An 11735-nucleotide genomic window follows, 5' to 3' on the forward strand; every position below is an offset into this window, starting at 1 on the left:
AATCAGTCCAACGAAATAAAGATATTCTAGTTGAAAATAGACTGTAACTTATCACATCTATTAATTAACAATTTTAAAATATTGCTATTCAAAAGGATGTCCAATGGACATCCCTTTATGTTTAATTGAACTATTTATTTTTCTCTCTAGTAAGTTTTAATATTATATCCTTATACTCTGGATATAAACTTAAAAGATATTCTCTTTCAAATAATTCAAACTCTTCATATTCAAATGCTGGTGCAACCATACAACCAACTAAAGAAAAGCCTTCTTTATTCATAGCAGAACCAAATATATATCCTTTTGGCACTAAAACTTGTGGAGCTTCTCCATTCTCTATATCTGTACCAAGTTGTTTTGTTATAAAATCTCCTTCTGGAGTTATCATATAGATTGTAAGTGATTCACCATCATGATAGTACCATAATTCATCAGATTTTAGTCTATGAAAATTTGATACTTCTCCTGTTCTTAAAAGAAAATATATACTGCTCCACAATTTTTTATTTTCTCTTACATTATCTTCTGATAAAAATGATTCTTTAAAATATCCTCCCTCCACATGAGGTATCATTTCTAAATTTTTTATGTAATATTCTGCATTTTTCATTGTATATCTCTCCCCTTAAATTCATTGTCAACATATTTGCGCAGTACGTATTGTTCTTTTATACAAAAAAAGGAATTCAAATCTGAATTCCTTTTTTAAATAATCTTATTGGAGGCGCCACCCAGATTTGAACTGGGGAATAAAGGTTTTGCAGACCTCTGCCTTACCGCTTGGCTATGGCGCCGTATATTTATTATTATATATAATATCATTCAAAATGTCTACACTTTTTTTATATTTTATATTATAAATTATAAAAGGAGCCAGAAAATTAGCTCCCTTTACTTATTAACTACTGAATTCATTATTAATTTTAGGCAATTCTATAATTCTATTACATACTTTTTTAGCTAATTCTATATTATGAGTAACTACTAACATTCCTATATTATTTTTATCAGATATTTTCAATAGTAAGTTCCAAATTTGCGCTTGAGTAATAACATCAAGCATAGTGCTTATTTCATCACAAACTAAAAATTTAGTTTCTGGACCTAATACCCTTGCTATACAGAATCTTTGTAATTCTCCCCCAGATAGCTCATTAGGCCATCTATTCAACCAGGATCTTTCTATTCCCATCTCATCTAACAAATTATTATCTACATTCCACCCCTCATTTAGTGTCTTACCCATCTTCCACCTTGGATTAACTGATTGCTCTGGATGCTGATAAATCATTTGAATTGGACAATAACATTTTTCAGGAATTGGCTTTCCATCCCATAAAACTTCTCCTTTATCAGGCTTTATATATCCTGATATTATTTTTGACAAGGTACTTTTCCCATAACCTGATGGTCCAACTAATGCTACTCTTTCTTTAGAGTCAACTGTGAAACTAACATCTTTAAGTATCCATTTAGAATTTTTACTATACCTATAACTTACATTTTTAACCTCAAGTAGCATTAATACATCTCACCTCACCATCTCTTACTTTTCTCATTTTAATAGTTTTACTACATTCATCAGTTCTTAATGAACATCTATCACAAAATAAACATCCTTTTGGAAGATTACCTGCATAAGGTTGAAATCCTGGCAATTCCTTAAATTTATTTTGTGGTAGTGCATCTATAAATGCTTTACTATAAGGATGTCTTAATGCATCTTTTCCCTTTATAAAATCTTCAACTTGCGCAATTTCAACTATAGTACCAGAATAAAAAACTGCAATTCTATCAGCTACATTTAAAGCTAAATCTACATCATGAGTAATTAACAATACTCCGCATCCATTATCTGCAATCTCTCTAAAATTATTTAATGTTTCCATTGCAAGCTCTAAATTTAAACCTGGTGTTGGCTCATCAGCTATAATTAATTTTGCTTCATTCATTACAGCTGTTGCTATTAAAACTCTTCTTGCCATTCCACCTGATAATTGAAAAGGATACATTTCTGCAACTTTATCATCTAAATTATATTTTTTAAAAACTTCTTTTTGTCTTTCTTTATTGCCATTAATTCCGACAACCTGCTTTCCTACCTTCATTAATGGATCTAAAAAATCTACTGATTGTGGTATAAAGGCTATATCTTTTCCCCTTACTTTTCTTAAATACTTCTCATTTAACTCATCATTATAATACTTTATACAACCTTTTGTTTTTGCATTTTCAGGCAATATTCCCATAATTGCATGAGCTAAAATACTTTTACCTGATCCACTTGATCCAACTACAGCTACAATTTCACCTTTCTTTACATCAATACTAAGTTCATGTATAACTTCTAAATCTCTCTTGATTAACCCCTTATTATACATACTAAAGGCTACTGATAAATTATCTACTTGTAATACTGATACTTTCTCATTCATAGACTTTCTCCTTAATTATTGATTTCCACTATTGGGATTAATTAAAATCTTGAGATTCTCACCAATTACATCAAATAGGATTACAACACTTAAAAGCATTACTCCTGGAAAAACTGCAAGCCACCACTTTCCTGTTGTAATATGATTCATTGCTTCTGATAAGATAACTCCAATTGCAGGAATCTCTGCTGGAATTCCAAATCCTAAAAATGTTATTGATGCTTCATGCATAATAGCATGTGGAAATAATAGTACAACACCAATTAGATATACTGGTAATACATGTGGGATAATGTGATTAACTGCAACTTCAAATTTACTTTTCCCCATTTTATATGCTGCTTGGACATATTGAGCTGATCGAACTTGAAGAACCTCTGCACGAACAAGTCTTGTAAGTGAAGGCCAATGAGTAACTGCTACTGCTACTGTAACCCCTATTGTACCCCTTCCAAGCATAAATGATATTAAAATCAGTAAAATCAGATGTGGAATCCCCATACAAAGGTCAACACACCAATTAATAAATTTATCATATTTTCCACCAATAATAGCTGAAGAAACTCCAAACACAAGAGCAATAAAAGAACTTACTATAGATGCAAGTATTCCTATTAAAATACTATTAGATAACCCTTTTATACATCTCCAAAACATATCTCTTCCCATAAAATCTGTTCCAAACAAATGGTCTAAACATGGACTTATAAATTTTAATGAATAATTTACTGCATATTTATCTGCATTCATTGTAATTCCTAAAATAAGCACTATTAATAAATATGCAGTAGAAATTGTTACATAAAATATTATCTTAGCTCTTGTATTTGGGAAAATATTAAACTTACTTTTTCTTGTGATCCTTAAAGGACTATTAACCATTATATCTTCCCTCCTTTAACCTTGGATCCAATACTCCATATAATATATTTGCAATAAAATTACCTACAAATACAAATATGGCACTAAATATTGCAATGCCTAGTAATAAAGGAACATCTCCATTTAATCCTGCTGCTGTTGTTGCTGTACCTAAGCCTGGATAAGAAAAAACTGTTTCAGCTAATGCTATTCCTCCAAAAAGTTCACTAAATGAAGCAAATTGTTCTGTTATAGCTGGTAATGCTATATTTCTTAACCCATGTCTAATTACTAGTTGTCTAGTATTTTCACCTCTTGCCTTTGCAAAAAGTATAAAGTCACTATTTAATATTTCTATTAACTTTTGTCTTGTAAATAATGTTACTCTACTAATTCCTAATATACTAAGTGTTAATGATGGTAATACAAGATGATATAGTCTATCCCAAATTGTAATTTCTGAAGCTAACTTACCCATTGGTACTGCAAATCCTATAGGAAACCATCCTAAATATACTGAAAATAAGCTTAAAATTAATAAACCTATCCAAAAAGTTGGTGCTGATTGTAATGCAAGACAAAATATTTTTATAATCTTATCAAATAAACTTCCTTTATATACACCTGCTAAAACGCCAATTGCAAATCCTACTATTCCTGAAAAACACCAAGATACTAACATTAATACTATTGAATACTTAAATCTCTCTAATATAACTGTACTAACTGGCTGCTTATATGTTATTGATGTTCCAAAGTCACCTCTTAATACATTTTTACCCCAAGATGCAAACCTTTCTAATGGTGGATCATTCAATCCCCAATGTTCTGCAATTTTCTCCTTTGCCTCTACTGAAAGGGTAGATTCTGCTCCAATATACGAAGTTAATGGATCTATAGGTGAATTTGTAACTAAGATAAATGAAATAATACTAACCCCTATTAACAAGGATAACATTCTAAAAAATGTTGAACTTATATATTTTACTCTATTCATTACTCTTCCAATCCTTCATATTACAAATAATTGGTGCACCATGTCCGTGTGGATGTGGTATTTGTGTATTTATAGAAATATCAAGAGAGTCATTTATAAAGTAGCTATGCTCAATATTTACAATATATAAATATGGATAATCTTCACTTGAAACTGTTTGTACTTCTTTCCACTTTTCTACTGCCTCTTCTTGATTATTAGAATCTATAGCTTCATCTATTAATTTATCTACTTCCTTATTTGAATATCCAATTGTATTATCGTAATCACCTGTCAAAAATAAATCAGAATAAAGCAATGACTTTAATACTGTAGGGCTATATTGTCCCCATCCCCATACAATACCACATGTTTTAGCTTTAACTGTAAGTTCATCCCATGTTCCTTGTTTAACATTTATTTTTATTCCTAACTCTTTTGCATCTTCTGCAACAGCACTTCCTAATAAATAACGCTGTTCATCATTAGATGGTGCATAAACATCAAATTCACAAACTACCCCATCTTTTTCACGAATGCCATCGCCATTACTATCTATCCATCCAGCTTTTTCAAGTATTTTTTCTGCTTCATCTTTTTGATTATCATCATAAACTAAAGGATTTCCCCAAACTAAATTAGTTGTAAAACCAGTAGCCTTTTTACCTACACCATTTAAGGCATTTTCAATTATTTGTTCACGATTTATCCCTATACTTAAAGCTTTACGTACAGCTATATCAGATGTAACATTATTACCTACTACTATTTCATTGCCATCTTTATCTGTCATTTTCTGCTCCGGTAAGCATGGTAAGCTAATATTACGGACATCCATAGTCTCAAGATTCTCTAAATGCATTCCATTTATTGTTTCTGTAGAATAGTTTGGATCTACCATAACTATATCTAATTGACCAGACTTAGCATTAGAAAAAGCTGATTTACTATCCATTTTTACAAATGTTACTTGCTTAATTTCTGGAGTTCCTTCGTAATAATCTTCATAAGCTTGTACTATAATTTGTTGATCTGTATTATATTGAATAACTTTCCATGGCCCTGTTCCTATTGGTGATTTATCAAAAACTTCGCTATCATATGCGTCACTTGGAACAATTCCTAACAATGCAATGGAATCAAAAAATGGCGAATATGGCTCTGATAATGTAAATTTAACTGTATAATCATCTACAGCTTCTACATTTTCTAATCTTGTAAGATCAACACTTTCATTATCTGCTTGATTACTCTTTACTGTTTCATAAGTGAACACTACATCTTCAGCAGTAAAATCTGATCCATCTTGAAACTTAATATCTTTTTTTAAATTAAAAGTATAAGTTAAAGAATCTTCGCTTATATTCCAACTTTCTGCTAAATCACCTTCATATTCTGAATTTGAATTTACTCGTGTTAAAGCATTATTTGTAAATGAATATCCATAACTCATTGCTCCTTTAACTGGATCTAAGCTACTTTCAAAAATATTGTTTCCCACATATGCTGTAATACTATCCTTACTAGAGCTCCCAGCAGTATCAGCTGTTGTTGATATACTATTCTTATCTTTAGAATTATCTCCTACATTTGTCTCCTTTTCATTGTTACATCCTGTAATAAGTAATGACATACTTACTATTAAAGATAATATTAAGGATTTTCTTTTCATTAATTTCCTCCTAAAAACTTTTTCCATTTAATACTAAAATTGTATCACCTTCACCAAAACTCAACAACCTCGGTGGGGGGATTAATTTTTTAATTTTTTACACTAAATAAATTTTAATTTTCATAAAAAATACTATATACAAAAAAAGGATTCGAATTTGAATCCTTTTTTTGTATATAGTATTAAAAAGTATTTATTTAATAAATTGAGCTATTGCTCTATTTAAATCCTCTATAGCACTCTTATCTCCACATTCTATAGCTTCTACTATACATCCTTCTATATGTTCTTTTAATATTACTTTACTTACACCATTTAAAGCTGATATAACTGCTGCTAACTGAATTAATACTTCACTACAATCTCTTTCATCTTGTACCATACGTTTTACAGATTCTAAATGCCCAGCTGCACGTGATAAACGATTTAATACAATTTTTTTATTTTCATGAGAATGTCTATGATTATGTCCATTTATATTATTATGAGTATGAGTAAATTCTTGTCCATCTTCACCTATATGAACATGTTCCATTAGATCTATATTATCCATCCTACTAACCCCCCATTTCATTATTTATTAACTTATATAACATATAATACTATATTTGTATTATACAAAAATTATTTGTTCATTCTAATTCAATACATTATATATTTTTAATAAATTATTTTAAGAGTTTATACTATTATATGTATAATGAATAAAATATATTTTTATTTAACTATTTTTATAGTGCAATTAAATATTTTAAAAGAGGTATAAGAATTTTTTCTTATACCTCTTACTATTTAATATTAGTCTTATTTTTATACTCTTTCCTTACATACTACTGGTAAATTTATTGTCTTATGATAACTTACCATTCTAATAATCACTATAGCCACCAATGCTATGAATTGTGCTGATTCTATTCCAATTATAGGATATATAAACCAAAGTATAGTTACACCTATAACTCCTGCAACACAATAAATATCATGCTTAAAAATTTGTGGTTTTCTATTAGTTATTATATCTCTTAAAACTCCTCCACCAACGCCAGTGATACTAGCTGCAAATATAAATAACATAAAATTATAATTGCTATTAATTGCTTTAACTGCCGCTGATACAAAAAAAGCAGCTAGTCCAATTGCGTCAATGAATACAAATAAATTTTTATATTTCAAATTACCTTTTAAAAATATAGCTAATAAAGCTCCTGCAATAATAAATGGAATGGTCATATAACTTGTAAAGAATACTGGTATACCTACATTTGCAACGATATCCCTAAGTACTCCTCCCCCCATAGCTGTAATTATAGCTATTATATATATTCCAAAAATATCAAATTCTTCTTCAATAGCTACTATTGCTCCTGATACAGCAAAAGCAAAAACACCGATATACTCTAAAATTGTAATGTAGTCCAAAAAAATCCTCCTTTTTAGTAATATATAAAGACTAATTATTAAAATAATTGCGCCTCTGTCTTCTTTACCTGAAAGATTCTCTTAGTATATTTAAGATTGCTTCGTCGGTGCCTTATATGGGCTTTCCAGAGTTTTCTCAAAATTTGGTCCTTTTGCCTGAGAGTTTGCCGCACTTTCCCCTTCGGCTCTGTATTTAAACAGTATCTCCCAAATTTCTCAACGAAATACTTGTAAATTATAATATATCCATGTTTATACTTCAAGAGTCAACTTTATTATATTTCAATATCTTTTAGTTCACCTATTGATAATACTCTATCATCACCCAAAATATATTTTGCAATGTTAAATAATTCTTTATCTTCTGTTACTAAATTTAAATCATCATTAACATAACAAGCATATAGCTGTAATAAATCATTTTTAGATAAATTGTTATTATTAAATTTACCCTTAGTTTTATAATCAAATATCATATAAAAACCACTTATATTTTCTTTTTCAACTTCTATACTATAAGGTAATAACTTGCAAAAACGCTCGCTTAAAACTTCTTTTCTTCTATACTCTTTTGTTTCTTTTACTGATAATTCATTTAATACTTCCCTTAATATAAATACCTTATTTTTTTTTAGCATTTTATCTAAACTTTTTTCATTTTCATCCCAAAGCTTAATTATTATATTAGTATCTAATAAATAATTTTTCATTTGTCTCTCTCCTTTTATAGCATGCTAGTATAAAGTTTATTATACTACTTTCTTTTTTAAATATATCCTAAATATTGTACTTTAGTATTATCTTCTTTTTAATATACTAACAAAATACAAATTCAATGTTCTAATGAGCGTATTATATATAATATAATTATTAAGATAAAGTGAATTAACTTTGCAACAAACTTAAGTGCTAATTTTAAGGGGGAAATAATTATGAATAAAGATTTAACAGTAGGAGAACCGTCATCCGTATTATGGAAATTCTGTCTACCTTTATTTGGAAGTATTATTTTTCAACAATTATATAATATTGCTGACAGCTTCGTTGCGGGTAAATTCGTAGGAGAAGATGCCCTTGCTGCTGTTGGAAATAGTTATGAAATAACTCTAATTTTTATTGCCTTTGCCTTTGGTTGCAACATTGGTTGCTCAGTAATTGTATCTAATCTATTCGGAGCAAAGAAATATAAAGATTTAAAAACAGCTGTTTATACTACTCTTATTACAAGTGCTATTGTATGTGCAATCTTAATGATTGCAGAATTATTTTTTGGTACAAACCTTTTACATTTGATAAACACTCCTGATAATATTCTTGCTGATTCAAAATTATATTTAGATATTTACACTTTAGGATTACCTTTCGTTTTTTATTATAATGTATCAACAGGTATTTTCTCAGCTTTAGGAGATTCTAAAACACCTTTTATATTCCTAATGATTTCTTCACTTTCAAATATTGTAATAGACATTCTCTTCGTAACTACCTTTTCTTCAATTTTCACAAGAGGTGTGGACGGTGTTGCATGGGCAACTTTCCTTTGCCAAAGTATCAGCTGTATTGTTTCACTAATTTTTGTATTTAAGCGTTTAAAAAATATTTATATATTCTTAAATAATCCGGTTGGAACAGCAATAGATGTTGGAATCATATTTCTAAAAATAGTAGCTCCATTCTATTTTATTATTTCAACAAAGCTTGTAGCTGATGGTATTCTTCGTGGTTCAGGAATGATGAATAAGTTTATGGTTTCAACTTTTACTGATTTAATTATTCGTGTAATTCTTGCAAAGATTCTTTCTATTTATTTTGGTACAACAGGAATATGGGTTGCTTGGCCTATAGGTTGGTGTATATCAGCAGTGTTATCTGTTCTCTTCTATCATACAGGCGAATGGAATCATTGTCCTAAAGAAGAAAATTAAACTGGAATAGTTATAGTCTCATGATAACAATTGAAATCATCTATCTACATTCTTTGAGTTTTCTCATAGAATCAGAAAGATAATAAAAAAATATTACTGAAAATCATAATTTCCAGTAATATTTTTTAACTTAGAAAATTAATTACACATAATTATCTATAGTCTTATAAAAACTCATATTATACCTATTTACTCTATTGCATGTTTCATCTCACTAACATACTTAAATAATTCTTCTTTTGCATTTTCTCCATTCTTTTCAATAATTTTAACTATAGCACTTCCAACAATTACCCCATCAGCCACTTCAGATATTTCTCTTGCTTGATTAGGATTATTAATTCCAAAACCAACAGCACAAGGAACATCCGTAACTTCCTTAATAGATTGAACCATTTTTCCTATATCAGTAGTAATTTCACTTCTTACACCTGTAACTCCCATTGATGATACAACATAAACAAAACCTTTAGCCTCTTTAGCTATCTTTTTAATTCTATCTTCTGAAGTAGGTGCAATTAATGATATAATATCAATGCCATATTTATTAGCCACATCTTCTATTTCATGCTTTTCTTCAAAAGGTACATCAGGAACTATAATTCCATCTATCCCAACTTCTCTACAAGCTTCAAAAAAATTATAATACCCATATTTATAAACTGGATTTATATAAGTTAAAAATACTAAAGGTATATGACTTTTTTCCCTTACCTTTCTAACTATTTCAAAAACTTTATCTGTTGTCATTCCTCCATTTAAAGCTCTTATATTAGCATTTTGTATTACTACTCCTTCAGCAGCAGGATCTGAAAAAGGTATTCCTATTTCAATTAAATCTGCTCCTGCTCTTTCCATTTCTAAAATATACTCTACAGTTTTTTCTGCAGTTGGATCTCCTGCAGTTAAAAATCCTATAAAGGCTTTTTTATTTTCAAAAGCTTTATATATATTACTCATAAATTTCTTCCCCCTTATATCTAGCTATTGCTGCAACATCTTTATCTCCTCTTCCAGAAAGACAAATTATAATACTTTCATCCTTACTAAAACTCTTTGCTATCTTTTTTGCATAAGCTACAGCATGTGCACTTTCTATTGCACAAATAATTCCTTCAGTTCTAGCTAAATATTCAAAGGCATCAACTGCTTCATCATCAGTTATAGGTACATATTTTGCTCTTTTTATATCATTTAAATAAGCATGTTCTGGACCTATTCCTGGATAATCTAATCCTGCTGAAATTGAATATACTGGTGCTATTTGTCCATTTTCATCTTGACAGAAATAAGACTTCATTCCATGAAATATTCCAACACTACCATTAGCTATTGTTGCTGCATTTAATACTGTATCTACACCTTTTCCCGCTGCTTCACATCCAATGAGTTGTACATCTTTATCTTTTATAAAATTATAGAACATTCCTATTGCATTGCTTCCACCACCAACACAAGCAATAACAGCTGCTGGTAATTTATGTTCTAGGCTAAGTATTTGTTCCCTAGCTTCTCTACTTATTACACTTTGAAAATCTCTTACTATAGTTGGAAATGGATGTGGTCCCATTACTGAACCTAAAACATAATGAGTATCATCAACTCTACTTACCCACTCTCTCATAGTTTCATTAACAGCATCTTTTAATGTCATGGTTCCACTAGTTACAGCATTAACCTTCGCACCTAGTAGCTTCATCCTATATACATTTAAAGCTTGTCTATCTGTATCTTCCTTTCCCATAAATATCTCACATTCTAATCCTAAAAGGGCTGCAGCTGTTGCTGTTGCTACCCCATGTTGGCCTGCTCCTGTTTCTGCAATTACCCTTGTTTTTCCTAGCTTTTTAGCTAATAATACTTGCCCAAGAACATTATTTATTTTATGAGATCCTGTGTGATTTAAGTCTTCTCTCTTCAAATAAATCTTTGCTCCACCTAAGTCCTTAGTCATTTTTTCTGCATAATACAAAAGAGAAGGTCTTCCTGCATATTTGTTTAATAACTCATTTAATTCATCATTAAATTCCTTATCTTTTTTATAATACTCATACTTTTCTTCAAGATTAATAAGCTCATTCATTAGCGTCTCTGGTATATATTGACCTCCATACTCTCCAAATCTTCCTTTACTCATACCTCTACCTACCTTCCTACTATTTTCATTACTTCTTTCATTTTCTCATAATCTTTAACACCATTACTTTCAATTCCGCTACTTATATCTATTGCCATGGGCGAAACTTTTTCAATTGCCTCTTTTATATTATCTATAGATAATCCTCCAGCTAAGAAAAATGGTCTATTAAGTTTTTTGATATTATTCCAATCAAATGTTTTTCCTGTTCCTTGTCCATTATCTAATAATAAAAAAAGTGGCTTTCGCCACGCTCCCTTCGGGAATTTAATTTATAGTATGCCAAAAAGCATAGAGCTAATAGTAG

At 29.7% G+C, this 11735-nt stretch carries 13 protein-coding genes, 1 tRNA gene and 1 riboswitch; of the genes, 1 reads left to right on the forward strand and 13 read right to left on the reverse strand.

Annotated features, from left to right (window positions below; translation table 11 throughout):
- Window positions 1-130: 130 nt before the first annotated feature.
- From I2E98_RS15125 to I2E98_RS15170, 10 genes are all read right to left on the reverse strand, one after another.
- Window positions 131-613, reverse strand: a complete 483-nt coding sequence (locus I2E98_RS15125) for a cupin domain-containing protein (protein WP_195469707.1) — start codon at window positions 611-613, stop codon at window positions 131-133.
- Between the two features lie 109 nt (window positions 614-722).
- A tRNA-Cys gene (locus I2E98_RS15130) sits at window positions 723-797 on the reverse strand.
- 104 nt (window positions 798-901) lie between these two features.
- Window positions 902-1525, reverse strand: coding sequence for an ATP-binding cassette domain-containing protein (locus tag I2E98_RS15135; protein WP_195469708.1), 624 nt, complete (start codon window positions 1523-1525; stop codon window positions 902-904).
- On the reverse strand, window positions 1515-2438 hold the full coding sequence (locus I2E98_RS15140; protein ID WP_195469709.1) for an ABC transporter ATP-binding protein: 924 nt from the start codon (window positions 2436-2438) through the stop codon (window positions 1515-1517). Before I2E98_RS15140 ends, I2E98_RS15135 begins: the two co-directional genes overlap by 11 nt.
- 15 nt (window positions 2439-2453) lie before the next feature.
- A complete protein-coding gene (locus I2E98_RS15145) occupies window positions 2454-3320 on the reverse strand; it encodes an ABC transporter permease (RefSeq protein WP_195469710.1) in 867 nt (288 codons plus the stop codon).
- Entirely contained in the window at window positions 3313-4296 is a 984-nt protein-coding gene (locus I2E98_RS15150; protein ID WP_195469711.1) for an ABC transporter permease, read from the reverse strand. Before I2E98_RS15150 ends, I2E98_RS15145 begins: the two co-directional genes overlap by 8 nt.
- Window positions 4289-5947: an ABC transporter substrate-binding protein gene (locus I2E98_RS15155; protein ID WP_195469712.1), complete on the reverse strand. Its 1659-nt coding sequence runs from the start codon at window positions 5945-5947 to the stop codon at window positions 4289-4291. The genes I2E98_RS15150 and I2E98_RS15155 overlap by 8 nt, the downstream gene beginning before the upstream one ends.
- Window positions 5948-6140: 193 nt before the next feature.
- Window positions 6141-6500 (reverse strand): metal-sensing transcriptional repressor, encoded by a 360-nt coding sequence (locus tag I2E98_RS15160; protein WP_195469713.1) that lies wholly within the window; start codon window positions 6498-6500, stop codon window positions 6141-6143.
- A gap of 257 nt (window positions 6501-6757) precedes the next feature.
- Entirely contained in the window at window positions 6758-7366 is a 609-nt protein-coding gene (locus I2E98_RS15165) for a TRIC cation channel family protein (RefSeq protein WP_195469714.1), read from the reverse strand.
- Between the two features lie 134 nt (window positions 7367-7500).
- Window positions 7501-7586: riboswitch (glycine riboswitch) on the reverse strand.
- Window positions 7587-7641: 55 nt separating this feature from the next.
- Window positions 7642-8076: a PIN domain-containing protein gene (locus I2E98_RS15170; RefSeq protein WP_195469715.1), complete on the reverse strand. Its 435-nt coding sequence runs from the start codon at window positions 8074-8076 to the stop codon at window positions 7642-7644.
- Between the two features lie 222 nt (window positions 8077-8298).
- Here I2E98_RS15170 and I2E98_RS15175 point away from each other — a divergent pair, with 222 nt between their 5' ends.
- A complete protein-coding gene (locus I2E98_RS15175) occupies window positions 8299-9291 on the forward strand; it encodes an MATE family efflux transporter (protein WP_195469716.1) in 993 nt (330 codons plus the stop codon).
- 189 nt (window positions 9292-9480) lie between these two features.
- Here I2E98_RS15175 and trpA read toward each other — a convergent pair whose 3' ends face one another.
- The 3 genes from trpA to I2E98_RS15190 are packed head-to-tail and all read right to left on the reverse strand — an operon-like array spanning window position 9481 to window position 11700.
- A complete protein-coding gene (gene trpA, locus I2E98_RS15180; RefSeq protein WP_195469717.1) occupies window positions 9481-10251 on the reverse strand; it encodes a tryptophan synthase subunit alpha in 771 nt (256 codons plus the stop codon).
- Window positions 10244-11428 (reverse strand): tryptophan synthase subunit beta, encoded by a 1185-nt coding sequence (trpB, locus tag I2E98_RS15185; RefSeq protein ID WP_195469718.1) that lies wholly within the window; start codon window positions 11426-11428, stop codon window positions 10244-10246. The genes trpA and trpB overlap by 8 nt, the downstream gene beginning before the upstream one ends.
- A gap of 8 nt (window positions 11429-11436) precedes the next feature.
- Window positions 11437-11700 carry a hypothetical protein gene (locus tag I2E98_RS15190; protein WP_195469719.1) on the reverse strand — a complete coding sequence of 88 codons (264 nt, stop codon included), beginning with the start codon at window positions 11698-11700 and terminating at the stop codon, window positions 11437-11439.
- Between the last annotated feature and the right edge of the window lie 35 nt (window positions 11701-11735).

It is taken from the genome of Clostridium sp. D43t1_170807_H7 (assembly GCF_015555905.1).
Taxonomy (GTDB): Bacteria; Bacillota; Clostridia; order Clostridiales; family Clostridiaceae; genus Clostridium.